General features: G+C 38.8%; 19 protein-coding genes. 10 read left to right on the forward strand and 9 right to left on the reverse strand.

The window, feature by feature from the left end:
- Positions 1-6: 6 nt before the first annotated feature.
- Genes frr through CQA43_RS04090 form a run of 5 tightly spaced genes read left to right on the forward strand, consistent with a single transcriptional unit; the run spans position 7 to position 3,041 of the window.
- Positions 7-567, forward strand: a complete 561-nt coding sequence (frr, locus tag CQA43_RS04070; RefSeq protein ID WP_115551338.1) for a ribosome recycling factor — start codon at positions 7-9, stop codon at positions 565-567.
- Positions 568-588: 21 nt separating this feature from the next.
- Positions 589-1,200: an orotate phosphoribosyltransferase gene (gene pyrE, locus CQA43_RS04075; protein ID WP_115551339.1), complete on the forward strand. Its 612-nt coding sequence runs from the start codon at positions 589-591 to the stop codon at positions 1,198-1,200.
- Between the two features lie 18 nt (positions 1,201-1,218).
- A complete protein-coding gene (locus CQA43_RS04080; RefSeq protein WP_115551340.1) occupies positions 1,219-1,752 on the forward strand; it encodes an RDD family protein in 534 nt (177 codons plus the stop codon).
- Positions 1,753-1,807: 55 nt separating this feature from the next.
- The gene (locus CQA43_RS04085; protein ID WP_115551341.1) at positions 1,808-2,491 is read left to right on the forward strand and encodes a F0F1 ATP synthase subunit A; all 684 of its coding nucleotides are present in this window, start codon (positions 1,808-1,810) and stop codon (positions 2,489-2,491) included.
- Positions 2,475-3,041: a thiamine phosphate synthase gene (locus tag CQA43_RS04090; RefSeq protein WP_115551342.1), complete on the forward strand. Its 567-nt coding sequence runs from the start codon at positions 2,475-2,477 to the stop codon at positions 3,039-3,041. The genes CQA43_RS04085 and CQA43_RS04090 overlap by 17 nt, the downstream gene beginning before the upstream one ends.
- Before the next feature lie 64 nt (positions 3,042-3,105).
- On the opposite strand, the gene CQA43_RS04095 is transcribed toward CQA43_RS04090, so the two are convergent.
- From CQA43_RS04095 to CQA43_RS09875, 4 genes are all read right to left on the reverse strand, one after another.
- Entirely contained in the window at positions 3,106-3,783 is a 678-nt protein-coding gene (locus tag CQA43_RS04095; RefSeq protein ID WP_115551343.1) for an MOSC domain-containing protein, read from the reverse strand.
- Entirely contained in the window at positions 3,774-5,291 is a 1,518-nt protein-coding gene (gene trpF / locus CQA43_RS04100) for a bifunctional indole-3-glycerol phosphate synthase/phosphoribosylanthranilate isomerase (protein WP_245944209.1), read from the reverse strand. The genes CQA43_RS04095 and trpF overlap by 10 nt, the downstream gene beginning before the upstream one ends.
- Positions 5,291-5,587, reverse strand: a complete 297-nt coding sequence (locus CQA43_RS04105; protein WP_115551344.1) for a hypothetical protein — start codon at positions 5,585-5,587, stop codon at positions 5,291-5,293. Before CQA43_RS04105 ends, trpF begins: the two co-directional genes overlap by 1 nt.
- Before the next feature lie 191 nt (positions 5,588-5,778).
- A complete protein-coding gene (locus CQA43_RS09875; RefSeq protein WP_281270100.1) occupies positions 5,779-5,913 on the reverse strand; it encodes a hypothetical protein in 135 nt (44 codons plus the stop codon).
- Between the two features lie 167 nt (positions 5,914-6,080).
- Between CQA43_RS09875 and CQA43_RS04110 the strand changes: the two genes are divergently transcribed.
- The 4 genes from CQA43_RS04110 (at position 6,081) to trpA (ending at position 11,397) form a co-directional block, all read left to right on the forward strand.
- Positions 6,081-7,601 carry an anthranilate synthase component I family protein gene (locus tag CQA43_RS04110; protein ID WP_115551345.1) on the forward strand — a complete coding sequence of 507 codons (1,521 nt, stop codon included), beginning with the start codon at positions 6,081-6,083 and terminating at the stop codon, positions 7,599-7,601.
- On the forward strand, positions 7,598-9,217 hold the full coding sequence (locus tag CQA43_RS04115; RefSeq protein ID WP_115551346.1) for a bifunctional anthranilate synthase component II/anthranilate phosphoribosyltransferase: 1,620 nt from the start codon (positions 7,598-7,600) through the stop codon (positions 9,215-9,217). The genes CQA43_RS04110 and CQA43_RS04115 overlap by 4 nt, the downstream gene beginning before the upstream one ends.
- 120 nt (positions 9,218-9,337) lie before the next feature.
- Positions 9,338-10,633: a tryptophan synthase subunit beta gene (trpB, locus tag CQA43_RS04120; RefSeq protein ID WP_115551347.1), complete on the forward strand. Its 1,296-nt coding sequence runs from the start codon at positions 9,338-9,340 to the stop codon at positions 10,631-10,633.
- Positions 10,630-11,397, forward strand: coding sequence for a tryptophan synthase subunit alpha (gene trpA / locus CQA43_RS04125; RefSeq protein ID WP_115551348.1), 768 nt, complete (start codon positions 10,630-10,632; stop codon positions 11,395-11,397). The genes trpB and trpA overlap by 4 nt, the downstream gene beginning before the upstream one ends.
- Before the next feature lie 27 nt (positions 11,398-11,424).
- Here the strand turns inward: trpA and CQA43_RS04130 are convergent, their stop codons facing one another.
- From CQA43_RS04130 to CQA43_RS04140, 3 genes are all read right to left on the reverse strand, one after another.
- On the reverse strand, positions 11,425-12,393 hold the full coding sequence (locus CQA43_RS04130) for a hypothetical protein (protein WP_115551349.1): 969 nt from the start codon (positions 12,391-12,393) through the stop codon (positions 11,425-11,427).
- A 54-nt stretch (positions 12,394-12,447) separates the two neighbouring features.
- A complete protein-coding gene (locus CQA43_RS04135; protein WP_245944210.1) occupies positions 12,448-12,942 on the reverse strand; it encodes a hypothetical protein in 495 nt (164 codons plus the stop codon).
- Between the two features lie 296 nt (positions 12,943-13,238).
- Positions 13,239-14,330: a deoxyguanosinetriphosphate triphosphohydrolase gene (locus CQA43_RS04140; protein WP_115551461.1), complete on the reverse strand. Its 1,092-nt coding sequence runs from the start codon at positions 14,328-14,330 to the stop codon at positions 13,239-13,241.
- A 94-nt stretch (positions 14,331-14,424) separates the two neighbouring features.
- Here CQA43_RS04140 and CQA43_RS04145 point away from each other — a divergent pair, with 94 nt between their 5' ends.
- Positions 14,425-15,189: an MBL fold metallo-hydrolase gene (locus CQA43_RS04145; protein ID WP_115551350.1), complete on the forward strand. Its 765-nt coding sequence runs from the start codon at positions 14,425-14,427 to the stop codon at positions 15,187-15,189.
- A 28-nt stretch (positions 15,190-15,217) separates the two neighbouring features.
- Here the strand turns inward: CQA43_RS04145 and CQA43_RS04150 are convergent, their stop codons facing one another.
- Positions 15,218-15,853 carry a Crp/Fnr family transcriptional regulator gene (locus tag CQA43_RS04150; protein ID WP_245944211.1) on the reverse strand — a complete coding sequence of 212 codons (636 nt, stop codon included), beginning with the start codon at positions 15,851-15,853 and terminating at the stop codon, positions 15,218-15,220.
- Positions 15,854-15,978: 125 nt separating this feature from the next.
- Positions 15,979-16,254, reverse strand: a complete 276-nt coding sequence (gene rpsO, locus CQA43_RS04155; RefSeq protein WP_115551351.1) for a 30S ribosomal protein S15 — start codon at positions 16,252-16,254, stop codon at positions 15,979-15,981.
- Positions 16,255-16,356 lie beyond the last annotated feature (102 nt).

A 16,356-nucleotide genomic window follows, 5' to 3' on the forward strand; every position in this document is an offset into this window, starting at 1 on the left:
ATCCTAATGGAATTACAAGAAATCTACACACATACAAAAGAAACAATGAATAAAAGCATTGAGGCAATGAAAAAAGAATTTAGCACTTTACGTAGTGGTAAAGTTTCTATTGCGATTTTAGATTCTATTCGCATTGATTATTACGATACACCCACTCCGCTTAATCAAGTAGGTTCTGTCATTGCACAAGATGCAAGCACAATTGTCATCACTCCTTGGGAGAAAAACTTGCTCAAAGACATTGAACGCACGATTCAAGAAGCAAACATCGGTGTCAATCCAAACAATGATGGCGAAACTATCAAGCTCTTTTTTCCTCCAATGACAAGCGAACAGCGCAAGGAAATCGCGAAAGAGGCGAAAAACATTGGCGAAAAAGCAAAAGTAGCAATTCGGAATATTCGCAAAGATTCTAACGACAAAGTCAAAAAACTAGAAAAAGACAAAGCTATCAGCGAAGATGAGGCTAAAAGAGGGCAAGAGGAAATTCAAAAATTCACCGATGAGGCAGTAAAAAAGATTGACGAACTAGTCAAACACAAAGAAGAGGAATTGCTCAAAATCTAGCCTTAAAGTAAGGAATCTCTAATGAATATTACACAAATCTACAAAAACGCTGGTGCGCTTTTAGAAGGGCATTTTTTGCTTAGTAGCGGGAGACATTCTCCCTTTTATTTGCAATCTGCAAAGGTACTAGAAAATCCAAAAACGGCTGAAGAATTAGGTGTGGCTTTAGCAAAAATCATTCAAGATTCTAAAATCAAGGTGGATTGCGTATGCTCTCCCGCACTTGGTGGAATCCTAGCAGGCTACGAGCTTGCGCGCGCGCTTAGAGTGCGTTTTATTTTCACAGAACGCGTGAATGGCATAATGACTTTAAGGCGGGGATTTGAAATCAAGCCAAACGAGAAAATTCTTGTGTGTGAAGACATTATCACCACGGGTGGTTCGGCTAGGGAATCTGCACAAGTCGTAGAAAAACTTGGCGCACAAGTCGTAGGATATGCTGCCTTGGCAAATCGCGGGATTTGCAATCGCTACCAAAGCTCTCATCAATTTGAAGCCAAAGAATGCAAACTCAATCCTAGTTTGCCACTTTTTGCATTAGAGGATTTTATTTTTGAAACCTTTGAAGCGCAAGATTGCCCTTTATGCCGACAAGGAAAGGTAGCGATTAAACCCGGAAGTCGGGGCAATTAAGAATCCTAAGGATAAAAAATGCGTTGGAGAAAAGTCAAACAAAATCCAAAACCTCCAACACAAGCCAAACATAAGGCAAATTCCGCTCTCCCACCGACCAATGCCTTACCTCATCGGCTCATACAAGAATTAGAACAAAACTCGTCTGACTCTTTGCAAATCGCCAATTTTTGGGAGAGAGGCAAAGCACAAGTGATTGATACTTTTATGATTTACTTGCCGCTTTTATATTTTTTAACTTATGTTGTCGTCGGCAGTGCGCAAGGATTCCGTGATTCCACTTGGGCTCCCTTTAGCGGAGTTTTGATTTATGGAATCCTTGTCGCCTTGCTTTTGGCATTCAAAGGACAAACACCGGGCAAAAAGGCTTATAATCTATGGATTGTCAGAGAAAATGGAAAAAATGTAACATTTGCTTTTGCTCTTTTGCGATTCTTTGCTTTTCTTCTCTCTGGCGTCAGTATCGTAGGAATCTTTATGCCTTTGTGGCGCAGAGACAAAAAAGCATTGCACGATATTTTGCTCAAAACCCTCATTCTCAAAAAAGGTTAATTTTCTATTAAATTTATTTTTGGCATAATTATTCACTTTTAAAGGAGTATTAGTTATGGACGGAAGATTATTTACTTTTCTAGGATTGGTTAGCCACGACCACGATTTTATTATCGCATCTCATACAATTTTAGTCGCAATTATTGCAATTATTTTAGCTAAACTTGCTACTTCAAAACTACAAGTTGTACCCGGCACAATGCAAAATATCTTTGAAGCATTTTTGGGTGGGGTTATTTTTATGGCAAAAGATGTGATTGGCGAGGAGAAAGCACGCAAATATTTGCCTCTTACTGCAACAATCGCACTTTTTGTATGTTTGGCTAACCTCATCGGAATCATTCCGGGATTTGAAGCACCCTCCTCTAGCCTTAGCTTTACGCTTACACTCGCACTTGTTGTATTTGTATTTTATAACTTTGAAGGAATCCGCACCTTTGGAATCGTAAAATATTTTGCGCATTTTGCTGGTCCTATTAAACCATTAGCCCCACTGATGTTCCCTATTGAAATCATCTCTCACTGCTCAAGATTAGTCTCTCTCTCTTTTCGTCTCTTTGGAAATATCAAGGGAGATGATATGTTCTTACTTGTAATGTTAATGCTTGCTCCTTGGGTTGCACCACTTCCAGCGTATTTGCTGCTAACTTTTATGGCATTTTTGCAAGCTTTCATCTTTATGATTCTGACTTATGTATTCTTAGCAGGTGCCGTTTTGGTAAGTGAGGAAGCCCATTAAGGCTTACCTCATCACCGAACCTACGCTTTACCCCAAAACTCCTTCAGAATTTCACGACTTTTATATTAGAATCCTTCAAAAACATTCTATTGATTTTGCTGCCTATCGCGACAAGGAATCACATTTTAGCCCTGCACTAATGGAAGTTTTTTTAAACCTCAACCGCTCTTATGGAATCTCAAGCCTCCTTAACTCCAACCTAGACTTAGCTCTTGAGTTCGGCTTTGATGGGGTGCATTGCAATGGCACGCAAATACGACAAATCAAAGCTGCGCGAGAAAAGCTGCCCCTAGTATTTTTCAGCGCACATTCACTTCAAGAAATCCAAGAAGCCGATAAACAAGGTGCAAATGGAATCACGATTAGCCCAATCTTTAAAACCCCAAATAAAGGCACTCCTCTGGGCATTGATTTTTTAAACAGCATTGAACCTAAAAATCTAAAAGCAGAACTTTTTGCACTAGGTGGAATCATCACACAAGCACAACTCCAAGAAATCGCCACAACAAAAATCCAAAATTTTGCCTCTATTCGGTATTTTTTAGGGTAAAACTACAATCATTTTATTTATACAATTCGATGAAAGTCAAGCAAAAATCCTTGTTCTATCAAACTTAGCTTCGACTAAGTTGCCAATCTAGCAAACTAGACTCCCTAGTCCTCAAGCGCAATTCTACATTTCTTTTAAACTCTTGCGCTAGTTTTGGATTGGCTAATAAGGCTTGGAGGGATTCTTTACTTGGATTTTTGTAGGTTTGGTGCGCACATTGCAGAGTTGTGGAATCTTGAGCGGATTCTAAACAAATAGCAGAATCCTTTTGAATCCTGCCGCCTTGTATCACGCGCAAATAAAACCCAACACAACCTGTTTCAAAAAGAAATTTTGCTAACGCGTTTTTGTCCTGTGGGCTTGGATACAAACTCGGAATCTTAAAGCACTGCACACGCGGCATAGAAATCTCTAATATTACTCCATTCTCAAAACAAAGCCTATCCCCCACGCATAAATCCCCCGCCTTTACCTCCTCTAGCAAAAGATTCTCGCCCATTCCTCCATAAGGAATCTTCAAGCCTAAACACTTGCGCCACTGCGCATACGATTCCACATCGTAAGCGAAAACAGCCTTGTTTGCCCCTCCGTGATGGATTGTATCGGCGATTTCATTTCCTACAATCCCTTGATGGGTAATTTCTAGCGATTCCACCTCACGCCCTTTCATCGCACTCAAAAAAGAAGTTTTACCACAAGAATATCTTGCAATTTTCCCTATAAAAAGCCCATTTAAACGCACATTTCACCTCGCTTTTTTAGAATTGCAAGGAGTTTTTGCAATTTCACAGAATCCTTTTTGCCGACTTTTGATTCTATGCTAGAATTAATATCTAGCATTTTTGCGCCAATCTGCCTTAAGGATTCCACATTATCCACACCTACGCCACCAGCGACACATAGAGTTTGCACTCTTGCCTTTAAAGATTCCAAAACATCTAAATCAATCCCTTTCCCACTGCCCCCACCCAATGCACTTTTAGAATCCAACAGCACAAAAGGGCTGATAAACTTACCCAAATCCTCTGCACACTCCACATTCCAAACCTCATAAAAGGCGAAATCCGCCTCCCTTAACTCCACCCCACCAAAACAAGAATCTTTAACACTATGGAGTTGTAGCGCATCAACTACGCCCTCTTGATACAACTCTATCGCGGTTTGCATTTGGTTTTCATCGTCTTTTAGCACAATGATTTTAAGAATATTAGAAAATCTCTCCAACTCTCTTGCGATTTCTCTGATATACTCTATTGCGATATATCTTGGAGATTTTGGCTCTATGATAAATCCTAAAGCAGCAATTTTATCCTTTGCATAAAAAGGCTTTAATTCTTGCAAAGCCTCTGCACACATCAGCGCGTCTTGTGTGTTTGTGATTCCGCAAATTTTTAAGAATCCTAAAGGCGAATTTAGCAATCTAAAGACATTTTGATAAAAGGCATTGGGAGAGTTTTTTCCACATTCTATCGCTCTTTTTAATTTCTCTAAAGCAAGCTTGGGTTTATGATTTTTTACCAAATAACTCCCACATAAGATTCCATTAAACCCTAAATTTCCCACAATAAACCCATCAAAATTGCAAAGTAAGGAGGATTCAAAAATCACCTTGCTTTGCGGATTTTTTGCCTGGATTTGGTTTAAGAGGCAATAGGCTTGGATTCTATCAATCACAAAAGTATGCAGATTGCGCGAATTAATCCCAATAAGTTTTGCTCCCAAAGGGGTGATAAAATCCACCTCTAGCGCATTATGCACTTCCACCAAAGGCGTTAAACCCAACTCCAAACATTTTTCATAAAGTGCGCGTAGCTGCAAAAACCCACCATAGGGGTTGTTTTTTCCAATAAAAACCGCAGCAATCAGCAACACCATATCCGCGCCAAAATCGTAAGCTTCCTTGATTTGCCCTAATTGCGTAACAAAATCTTTTCGCAAGACACAGGCATTAGGATTTGCAAGTTTAACTTCCTTTAAATCCTCTAAATCCCCCTTGAAATAATCATTCTCACACAGCACAGAAATTGCTCCCGCTCCCCCTTGCAAATACTCTTTTGCAAGTGCGCTAGGATTTGGAATCACACCAATATTTCCCGCACTTGGACTTGCCCTTTTAATCTCTGCAATCATAAAAGTAGAATCAAGATTTGGCGCATTTAGCGGAGTTGTGCGCTCACAAGAGCGCAAAGCAACCTTTTGCTTTTTATCTAAAATCTCTTTTAAAATCGTTGGCATTGCGTTAGGTTGCATTATAATCCTTTTAATGAATTTGTGTGTAGATAAAGCAATCTATGATACAGAATCTCGCTTAAAATGTCAATGGCTGGGCTTTCTGTCTCTCCCATATACAAGCCTTTTTGAATCGCGCTTTCAGATTCCAAAACTCCTAGCACATTTTCTAACATTTCTTTTTGCTCACTACTAGAAGCACTCACAAAACTTTGATTCCAACTTACATTTGCCCTCTGCCAATTCACTTTAAGAATGTCCATATTGTTTTCTTTTGCACATTGTTGAATCGCAGAGACAAGTTGTGCTACGAACATCGTTTGTCACTCTTCACTATAAAAATCCACGCCAACTTGCCTTAAAAAATCACTAAAATTTGCAAAACCAGATTTTTGCGATTCTTGATTCTCTACATAGAAATAGATTTAAATTCAAGCGTTCCACTTGTGTTGGTAGGTTTTGAAATATCCCAATAATTAATAAAAACCATCTACGATATTATCTCCATTTAAATCCACTCCTTCAGATGATAATTGTGTTGCGTTGTTTCCTGCAAATTTACACTATCATAGCTATGTCCGCCATAGCCTTCAACGCCAGTCCAAACATTAGCTAATGCAAGATTTAAAAATTTTCTTGTCATTTTAGCTCTTTAAAATAAGATATGCGGAATTTTAAACAAAAAGCATTTCTTAATCCATTGTCTTTAATTTTTTATCTTTTTGCTAGATTAATTCTTGAGATTATATTAATTTTTTAATGTTAATATTGTAGAATCCGAGCAAAATCCTTAATCAATAAAGAAGTGTTATGTTTGAGTTTCTAAAAAATCCCAAAAATCAAGGAGCAGCCCCGAGTTTTAGCATTCAAAAAATCTCTGCCTCCAAGCTCACGCCTCTAATGGTTTGCGAGGCAATGAATGCGCCTATTTTACTTGAATCTGCGTTTTTGGATACCGGCAAGGGGCGGTTTTCTATTCTTGTGCTTAAAGAAGCTTTTAGAATCATAAAAGAGCGGGGCAAAGTCTTTTTGTGTGAGGATTCTAGTGGGCAAAATTTAAAGAAGCACGATTTAGGCAAAATTAAACAAATCGGCAGCTTCACTCTGCCACAGAATCCTAAATTTTTAGATTTCTTAGAGGCTTTTGCCACATTAACGCCAGAGCTAGATTCGGAGAATATCCCTAGCACAGAGATAGAATCCCTGCATTTGCCATTAGGAGGCGTTGGGTATTTGGGATATGAGTTTTTTAGCGAGATTGAGGAGGTAGAATTTAATAATCCAACACTCTATGAAGTGAGCGAAAATGCCTTTATTTTCGGGCGAGATTTTGTCATCTTTGACCATTTTTATGAATCACTTTATATTCTTTGTGTAAGTTTTAAGGGAGAATCCAAACCGCAAGATACTCAAAAAAGAATGCAGGAGTTAGTATCTACATTAGAGCATTTGAGTTTGTCGGATAAACCTACGCAAAAGTATCATTCCGCCATTACTTCTAAAGATAAGAAATCTTATTATATAAAAATGGTGCAAACAATAAAAAAAGAAATTTATAAGGGTAATTTACTCCAATGTGTGCCAAGCCAAAGTTTGGAGATTACAAGCACTCTACCACCTTTACAAGCCTATATGAATCTACGCATTGCAAATCCAAGCCCTTATATGTATTATTTCAACTTCGGGGATTTTGAGATTATCGGAAGTTCGCCTGAAGTGCTTGTGCGCGTGAAAGAGACTGCGCTAAATTCTGCACAAGTTACGATTCGCCCAATCGCCGGGACACGTGCTAGAGGCAAGAATGCCCTAGAAGATTCCAAGCTAGAGGAGGAATTAAAGGCAAATGAGAAAGAAAATGCCGAGCATTTAATGTTGCTAGATTTGGGACGCAACGATGTGGGCAAAGTGGCAAAGGCGGGAAGTGTGTGCGTAACAAAAGAAAAGGTGATTGAAAAATACGCAAGAGTAATGCACCTAGTCTCTGAAGTGCAAGGTGAAATGGATTTGACGACGCATAGAAAAAAAGACGCACTTTATGCAGCATTCCCTGCCGGGACGGTGAGCGGTGCGCCAAAGATTCAAGCCATTCAAACCATAGAATCCCAAGAAACGCATAAACGCGCAATTTACGCAGGCGCGATTGGTTATTTTGCCAAAAATGGCGATATGGACTTTGCGATAGCCATTCGCACGGCAGTTTATCAAAAAGGCATATATTATCTTCAAGCAGGAGGCGGAATCGTGATGGATTCATCAGAGGACGCAGAATATGAGGAGACGAGAAACAAAATGCGCTCCTTAGTGGAAGCGATTTTAGGGGGTGAGAAGTGATTTTACTGATTGATAATTACGATTCTTTTACCTATAATATTTACCAAGCCTTTAGCACTCTTGGTTATCCGATTAAAGTCTTGCGCCACGACAAAACTAACCTAGAGGAGATAGAGTCGCTAAATCCAAGCTATATCGTGCTAGGACCAGGACCCAAAACGCCTAAGGATTCCATATTAAACATCCAAATCGTGCAGAAATTTAAGGGAATCTATCCAATTTTGGGGATTTGTCTAGGACATCAGGCGATTTTAGCGGCTTTTGGTGTGGAAATCAAAAATGCGAAAAATATTATTCACGGCAAGGTAGAGCCGCTAAAACATAATCAAAAAGGAATCTTTCGCCATATTAGTCCAAACACTCCTATTGCGCGTTACCATTCGCTTGTGGGCAAAAGGGACGAGATTCCAGAATGCTTTATTATTAGCGGAGTGAGCGAAGATGGCGAAGTTATGGCGGTGGAACATAAGCAATACCATTTGATAGGATTGCAGTTTCACCCGGAATCTATCGGCACGAAAGAGGGTGTTAAAATGCTCCAAAACTTCCTGCATTATGCGCGTGAGCCAATTCCGATTAAAGACTATCTTAAAAAATGCTTAAAATTAGAATCGCTGAACTTTCAAGAAAGCTATAATCTAATGGACGAACTCACAGAGGGGAATTTGAGTGATGCGCAAATTGGTAGCATTCTTACAAGCCTTGAAATTAAGGGCGTAGATGAATACGAACTCGCAGGATTCGCCTCGGTGCTGAAGCAAAAGGCAGTGCGCTTTGAGGTTGGGGATAAGAATCGCATTTTGTTTGATATGGTAGGCACAGGGGGAAGTAGTGCGAAAACCTTTAATGTCTCCACGACTTGCGCCCTGCTTCTTGCCACACTTGCTAAGAGGGCGAATCTTGGAATCATCAAGCACGGAAATCGCGCCATTACTTCTAAGAGTGGCTCGGCGGACTTGCTAAGCACACTTGGAATTAATCCAAATATGGAGCTACAAAATGCAAAAAAGGCTTATGAGGAGCTAAATCTTACCTTCCTCTTTGCGCAGAGATTCCATTCTGCTATGCGCTTCGCCGCACCAGCTCGTGGGAGCTTAGGCTTTAAGACTGCTTTTAATCTCATCGGTCCTCTAAGCAATCCCGCACCCATTACGCACCAGCTAATTGGTGTGTTTGATAAATCTTACACAGAGATTATGGCGAGAGCTTTAAGCATTCTAGGGATTAAACGCGCAATGGTAGTTAGCGGACTAGATGGACTTGATGAAATCTCGCTCTGTGCGCCGACACAAATCACGGAGTTGCGCAATGGGGCGATTAAGACTTATATTTTTAATCCAATAGAAGTTGGATTGAATTTTGCTAGTTATTCTATGCTATGTGGCGGGGACGCGCAGGAGAATCTAAGAATCACAAAGGATATTTTTAACGCCTTGCCATCGCCTAAGCTTGATTTAGTCGCGCTAAATCTCGGGGCGGCTTTGTGCGTGTGTGAGCAAGTGGAATCGCTAAAAGAGGGATTCTTTAGGGCAAAGCAAATCATAGAATCTAAAGAGGTTTTTGAGGTTTTAGAGGGATTTAAACGCATTAGCAATTTGCGCTTAGAGGGCTTGTAGTAGCTAAATCCCTACTCTCTTGCATTCTTGCGATTCTGCATTGGGATACATCAAAATTTAAAGCAAAATTTTTTAAATCTTTGTTAGAATGTCGCCTTTAAATTCACACAAAGACGCGCAATGAAACACAAAATGTTTTTAGAATCCAAACAAGGATTTTTTGGCGAGAATGAAGGCGGTTTCCACGCATTTGGCGGACAATATATGCCAGAGATTCTACACTCTGCGTTAAAAGAGTTGGAGAAAGGTTACAAAGTAATTTTAAAATCCCGTGATTTTAAACAAGAATTATCCTCATTATATAGGGATTTCATCGGGCGTCCCACGCCATTAATTTATGCGAAAAATATTAGCAAACTTCTGCACAATGAAATTTATCTAAAGTTTGAGGGCTTGGCAAACACAGGAGCGCATAAGATTAACAACGCAATTGGACAAGTTTTGCTTGCCAAAAAAATGGGCAAAACACGCATTATTGCCGAAACAGGAGCAGGACAGCACGGATTAGCCACGGCGGCGGCTTGTGCGAAACTAGGAATGGAATGCGTTGTTTTTATGGGCGCACGGGATATTAAGCGACAATTTCCCAATGTATTTAATATGGAACTACTAGGCGCAAAGGTTAGGAGCGTAGAGAGCGGAAGCCAAACGCTTAAAGACGCCGTCAATGAAGCCTTAAGAGAATGGAGCAAAGAGAGCAAAAACACCTTTTATGTGCTTGGAAGCACACTTGGTCCTTATCCTTATCCCGACATTGTGCGTGAGTTTCAAAGTATTATTAGCAAGGAGCTAAAATCGCAGACAAAGGCATTTTTCAAAGGTAATCCAGATATAATGATTGCTTGTGTGGGCGGAGGAAGCAATTCTATGGGATTCTTTAGCCATTATCTTAAAAGTAAGGTGCGCCTCATCGGCGTAGAAGCGGGGGGCTTGAGCAAAGAAATAGGCAAGAATGCCGCGCGTATGGGCAATGAAAATGCAAATCTTTGTATTGCTCAAGGCTATAAAAGCTATTTTCTAAGCGATGAATATGGCAATCTACTAGAAACCTACTCTATCTCGGCAGGGCTTGATTATGCTGGGATTGGTCCTCAACTCGCGCATTTAAAGGAAATCGGGCGTGTGGAATTCTTAAGCGCACTAGATAGCGAAGCACTAGAAGCTTTGAGATTCTTTGCTAAAAATGAGGGGGTTCTCGCCGCACTAGAATCTAGCCACGCATTAGCAGGGGCATTAAAAATTGCTAAGGAAGTCAAAAACAAAAAAATCCTTGTCAATATTTCTGGTAGAGGCGACAAAGATATTTTCATCACCGCAAAAGCCTTGCAAAAAGAGCGTTGGGCGGAATTTTTGCAACAAGAGATTCAAGAAATGCAAAGTGCGGAATCCAAAAGCACAAAAGGAAGTAAAGAATGAAAAAAATTGCATTAATGGGGCATATTGTTGCGGGGTTTCCAAGCTTTGAAGCAAGTCTCAAAGCGGCACTTGGAATCGCGCAAGGCGGGGCGGAATACTTAGAGGTGCAGTTTCCATTCTCTGACCCAAACGCCGATGGAATCGCGATTGCTAATGCTTGTGAAGTAGCGCTTCAAAGTGGATTCAACACTGATTTAGGGTTTGAATTTATCACGCAACTCCAACAAAAACTTCAGCAAAACCAACTGCCAACGAAACTGCTCATTATGACTTATGGAAATATCTTGTTTTGTTATGGAATCCAAAAATTTTTGCAAAAGGCAAAAGAACGCGGAGTTTATGGGCTGATTGTGCCAGATTTGTCGCTAGATAATGATGAAAAATTGTTTAAAAAAGCTAAAAAGTTGGGATTAGAAAATATCGCGCTGATTGCACCTTTAACTAAGCCAAAGAGAATGGAGAGATTGAGTTGTATCAGTGGGGCTTTTATCTATGTCGTCGCACGCAATGGAATCACAGGGGACACTACGCAGATTGATGAATCCTTAATGCGCTATATTGAGCTTGTGAAAAAGCATTGTAAAAAGCCCATTGCGCTAGGGTTTGGAATCCAAAACAAAGAACAAATTGACGCTCTGCGCGGGGTTGTGCAAATTGCGATTGTCGGAAGTGCCTTTGTGCGTTTTATTGACAAAGTATGCAAAGAGGAGGGAGAAATTTCTGAAAAACTCTGCGCTTTTACCAAAGGACTTTTGGGGGATTAGTAATTTTCAAATAAATCCTAAACCCCTTTACCCTACTTTAGATTCCTTAAGCAGAGTTTGCATTATGGAATCTGTGGAATCGGTTTTAGCAAAGGTATTTTGAGGGATTCCATAAGCATTATAAGCTTGTTTGGTTTTTAATTCTTGATTTTCTTTTTCTAGTTTATCTCTTTGCTCTAAGACTTCAAAGAAAGTTTGTGAGGAATCAAAGGTGGAGGCAAAGGAAGCACTTTTTGTAAAAACAATTTGAACTTCCCCTTTATAATAATCCTTAAAAGGCAAATCGTCCCCATTCCAAGAGATAGTCGCATCTCCTAGCTTGAAAGATTTATTATCCAAAGCTCCACCTTGATTAAATAAATAAGATGCGACTTTTTCTAAAGCATTTTGAATAGTATTTTTTTGGTTTTGTGGAATCTTATTAAAATATTCCGCCTGATAGAAAAAGCCGCTAATGGAGGTTGCGAGGGCATTAGAGTTTGTCATATAGTCTGATAATTTTTGTTTAAAGTCGTCGGACTTGTTCCCATTTTTTAGTCGCGATAAAGCCTGTAAGGCGTCTTGTGTGGAATCCTCATAGGATTGTTTTGAAACTACTCTATTTGTCATCATATAGCCTGACAAGAGATTTTGAAACTCTTTGTCATTCATATTTTCATTAAAGCCTTGCAATAAAATATTTTCCATTTGATTAAACAGAAAATCTAGATTTGCTTGAAATTCATCTTGACTAGAAATCGGAGTATTTTTTGCTTGATTTTTAATACTTTCTTGATATTCCATCATTCCTTTGTGGAGTTTGTCATTGCCTATAATTAGGCTTGAATCAAGGTTTTGAATGTTGGAATATTCCTTAATAAATTCATACAGATTCTCTTTTGTCTTTACATTATCTTGCTTTATGGATTTTTCATTCTTTTCCTGCGTGGCTAAAGTGGCGGTATTTGCTGTATTTGCAGAATTAAAGTAAAAGTTATATGGAGAATGCACTTGCATTGCCTATCCTTTGAATAAAATCTATATAAAGGATAAGCAAAAAGTATGCCAAATTTACTTGAAATATTTAATATTGACTTTATCAGCTTTTATCCAAGAATAGACATTATCAAACGATTTAATCTTGCTACGAACTGCGTTTTGGTTATCTATCCTTTGAACATCACTTGAATTGTTAAGGTTTATTTTTACAATTTCGGCAGAAGTGCTATTTGTTCTAAAGTTATAAGTTGTAGCAACAGCCGCATAATAGTTAGAACCAAGATTAAAATAAGGCGTATCGCCACTTTCCAAAACAAGATGATAATATGCAGTGTAATAAATATTTTGCCCTAAATTATTTACAACGCCATAGTGTTTAGGAATATAGCCACTCAAATACGCCCCACCTACAACCTGCCTCATCTCCTCATCATTTAAGACTTTCACACCTGCACTTTGTTCGTTAAACTCTCCATTGGTTGCAAGAGCAATAAAATCTATTTCGCCTGCAAAGAGTATGCTTGTAAGCCCTAAACTTAGTAAAGTTCCTAAAACTAGCTTTTTCATTATTTCTCCTTTTTTAAAAATTTAAGATTTCATTATAAATTGTAGAATCTTAAAAATAAATATAAAATATTTTTTAACTTTTTAGTTTGTTTAAGGTTGTTACACAAAGGAACAAGTTTGCTTTGAACACTGCGTCATCGCGAGACTTCGTAAGAAGTCGTGGTAATCTACAATAAAGAATCTCACCGAAACGTTGGCAATGGAATCTTAAAGTTATGCAAGATTATAGATTGCTTCGCTCGCAATGACGCAGTGGAGAGCGTTATTTATAACGCATAGCAATCCACCACAAAAGTTTAGAATCCCAACTCGTGGTAAAGCGCAATGGCGTAGCGGTCTGTCATAGAAGCGATATAATCCGCGCAAACGCGATGTATCTTTTCTCCATTAGAGATTCTTGCTTGCAAATCCTTTGGCAAAAGATTGGTTTCGTTATTGAAGCAATCATAAAGTTTTCGCACACAACGTTTGCCCATAAACATTTTTTTGTAAATTTCTTGATGACGATAGAGACATTTTAAAAGAATTTTTTTGAGTGCTTTTATCTCTTGTTCTATTGTTGTTGTGTGAGAAATAGGCAAAGATTCCTTAGCAAGAGTAGTAAAGCACTGCACAGAATCCTGCGCAAAGGGCTTGTGATTATCCAAAATATCATAAACAAGCATTGTAATCAAACGTGAGGTGAAACGATGACGAAAGATAGAATCATGACGCACAATCCCCTCCTCTCTCTCCACAAACTCTAAGGCGCGCGCGACTAATGCGTTTTCTTTTAAATCCTCAAAGCCAATCAAGCCATATTTAATGCCATCGTCAATATCCGCGCTAATATACGCAATCTCGTCGGATAAATCTACAAGAATCGCTTCTAAACTTGGGTGAAATTCCACGCGAAAAAAATTTTGCAAATTGGAATTGATAAACGATTTTTCATAAGGATAAGAATGCTTTAAGACTCCCTCCAAAGTCGCAAAGGAAAGATTCAAACCCTCAAAATCTTTATACCGCTTCTCTAGTTTTGTTACCACCCGAAACGATTGGAAATTATGGTCAAACCCGTGATGAAAGCCATAATGACGCATTATTTTGTCTAGTTCATCTCCTCCTGCGTGTCCAAAAGGCGTGTGCCCCAAATCGTGAGCTAGCGCAATGGCTTCCGCAAGATTCTCATCTAATCCCAAATTTTTCGCTAAAGTGCGTGCAATCTGGCTCACTTCAAGCGAATGTGTCAAACGCGTGCGAAAATAATCTCCACTATGATTAATAAACACTTGTGTTTTGTATTCTAAGCGTCTAAAATACGAGCTGTGTATGATTCTGTCTCTATCTCTGCCAAACGCATCACGGAAATCTGGCGTAGCAGGATAGAATCGCTCTTGAGGTTGCATTAGATTTTGTGTCATTTTATCCGCCTTTTTTGGTATTATTTTAGCGATTTTGCGTTAAGATTCGCAAGATTTTGAGAAATTTTAAGGAAAATCTATGATTCTTTTTGAGAATGATTCTTTTATGATTTTGTGCAAAGCCTTTGGAGAATATCAGACAAATTGCTACCTTACGATAGATAAGCAAACTGATGAAGCATTGATTATTGACCCGGGAATCGGCGCAAGCACTTGGGTAATAGAAACCTTAGAGAGCAAAAAACCGCTTGCAATTTTGAATACACACGGGCATTTTGACCATGTTTGGAGTAACGCCGAGCTCCTTTCATATTTTGGTAAGATTCCGCTACTTTGTCCGCTAGAAGATGCTTTTATGCTAACAGAAGACTGCTTTAGCACCGGGCTACCCCAATCTACTCCTAGTTTGCTTGTGGGTGGCAAAGAGGGTGAAACCATAGAGAGAAAAACTGCAAATACAGAGAATCTAGGCAGAGAAAATCACTACACATTGGGTAATTTTATCGTAGAATTTTCTTGCTATCCCGGTCATACTCCGGGTTGCAGCGTGATTGTGCTTAGTTCTAAATTAACCAATACAGATTCTACATCTGCGCAAAACGCATCATCACAAAGTGAGATTCCACCTTTGTCCCAACAAAAAGTAATGTTTAGCGGAGATTTTATCTTTCATCGCTCCATTGGACGCAGCGATTTTCCTTATTCCTCTCATAGCGCAATGAAAGCGAGTTTAGAAAAATTTATGGAGAGAAAAGAAAATCTACTGATTCTACCCGGACACGGCAATACAACGAGTGTTGCGCAAGAGCAGGCAAATATTCCTTATTGGCTTGCGCGCCTTTAAGCTTGGAATTGGAATCTCAAGCAATTTATCAAAATAGCTCAATGATTCCTCGCCTTGTTTTGAGTTTGCCCTGCTTTTCTAGCTCCTTTAACACTCTTGAGACTGCCTCACGCGCACTTCCTAACGCATTGGCAATCTCTTCGTGTGTGATATAAAGCGTTTTAAAGTCCTTTGAATCCTCACGGCGCAAAACAGAACGCAAAAAATTCAAAACCCTATCCTCCAAAGATTCAAAAGCAAGAGAGCTCAAAGATGACACAACGCGACTTAAACGTTCTCCAATAAGTTCTGTCTGAAATTGTTTAGCAATGGGATACTTAAGACTTAATTCGTCAAAAATCTTGCTAGGTAAAATCAACACATTGGAAGTTTGAATGAACTCCAAACAAACATCAAAATGAATATTTTTTAAAATGCAAGTAGCAGAAAGAATACAAAATTCACTATTTTTTAGAACAAAAAGATTGATTTCCTTGCCATTTGGAGAAACGATAAATGTCCGCAAAGCACCATCTAATATCAAAACAAGTCCGCGACATTGCTCGCCTTTTAAAATTCTATAATTTTTAGGGAAACTTTTAGTGTAAGCACTCTGCAAATAAATGTTTTGGTCTGCTAGAGAAACTTCCCAAGATTCCATTAATTCTTTAAAGATTGCATTCAACTTCTACGCCCTATTTTCAAAATTTTAAATTATAGCTCATCTCACTTTAAGAAAATATAGCTTGGCGAAAGTGGGAAAACTTTTTAAAGTTTAGCAGGGAAAGAACACAAAAACAAAAACAGAGATTAACCTCTGTCTTTTAATCCTAATTTTTCAATCACATTTGCATAGCTTTTGAAATTTTTGCGACGCAAATAAGTAAGTAAGCCTTTTCTTTGAGAAACAAGCTTTCTAAGTCCTAAACGACTAGAATGATCTTTTGGATTTACCTTTAAATGTTGTGTAAGTGTTTTAATCCTATCACTAAGTAAAGCAATTTGCACCTCTGTAGAACCTGTATCTTTGGGATTTCTAGCAAAAGTAGAAGTAATTTCTCTCTTTTTCGCCGAATCTTGAGCCATTTTGACCTCCTGATTGGTATAATTAAATAAAATTTGCGATTTTATCATAAAAATGTAAAAATGCGCTAAAATTTTAACAATTTTCTTGATTTTATCGGCTAA

Origin of the sequence: Helicobacter ganmani (assembly GCF_003364315.1) — a bacterium.
In the GTDB taxonomy this organism is placed as follows: domain Bacteria; phylum Campylobacterota; class Campylobacteria; order Campylobacterales; family Helicobacteraceae; genus Helicobacter_D; species Helicobacter_D ganmani.

Excerpts from the sequence above, each read along its gene's own strand:
- CQA43_RS09875 (WP_281270100.1), bottom strand. The coding sequence starts at position 5,913 with ATGACAAGAAAATTTTTAAATCTTGCATTAGCTAATGTTTGGACTGGC.
- pyrE (WP_115551339.1), top strand. The coding sequence starts at position 589 with ATGAATATTACACAAATCTACAAAAACGCTGGTGCGCTTTTAGAAGGG.
- rpsO (WP_115551351.1), bottom strand. The coding sequence starts at position 16,254 with ATGGCTCAAGATTCGGCGAAAAAGAGAGAAATTACTTCTACTTTTGCT.
- CQA43_RS04145 (WP_115551350.1), top strand. The coding sequence starts at position 14,425 with ATGATTCTTTTTGAGAATGATTCTTTTATGATTTTGTGCAAAGCCTTT.
- CQA43_RS04080 (WP_115551340.1), top strand. The coding sequence starts at position 1,219 with ATGCGTTGGAGAAAAGTCAAACAAAATCCAAAACCTCCAACACAAGCC.
- CQA43_RS04135 (WP_245944210.1), bottom strand. The coding sequence starts at position 12,942 with ATGAAAAAGCTAGTTTTAGGAACTTTACTAAGTTTAGGGCTTACAAGC.
- CQA43_RS04085 (WP_115551341.1), top strand. The coding sequence starts at position 1,808 with ATGGACGGAAGATTATTTACTTTTCTAGGATTGGTTAGCCACGACCAC.
- CQA43_RS04110 (WP_115551345.1), top strand. The coding sequence starts at position 6,081 with ATGTTTGAGTTTCTAAAAAATCCCAAAAATCAAGGAGCAGCCCCGAGT.
- frr (WP_115551338.1), top strand. The coding sequence starts at position 7 with ATGGAATTACAAGAAATCTACACACATACAAAAGAAACAATGAATAAA.
- trpF (WP_245944209.1), bottom strand. The coding sequence starts at position 5,291 with ATGCAACCTAACGCAATGCCAACGATTTTAAAAGAGATTTTAGATAAA.
- trpA (WP_115551348.1), top strand. The coding sequence starts at position 10,630 with ATGAAAAAAATTGCATTAATGGGGCATATTGTTGCGGGGTTTCCAAGC.
- CQA43_RS04140 (WP_115551461.1), bottom strand. The coding sequence starts at position 14,330 with ATGCAACCTCAAGAGCGATTCTATCCTGCTACGCCAGATTTCCGTGAT.
- trpB (WP_115551347.1), top strand. The coding sequence starts at position 9,338 with ATGAAACACAAAATGTTTTTAGAATCCAAACAAGGATTTTTTGGCGAG.
- CQA43_RS04130 (WP_115551349.1), bottom strand. The coding sequence starts at position 12,393 with ATGCAAGTGCATTCTCCATATAACTTTTACTTTAATTCTGCAAATACA.
- CQA43_RS04105 (WP_115551344.1), bottom strand. The coding sequence starts at position 5,587 with ATGTTCGTAGCACAACTTGTCTCTGCGATTCAACAATGTGCAAAAGAA.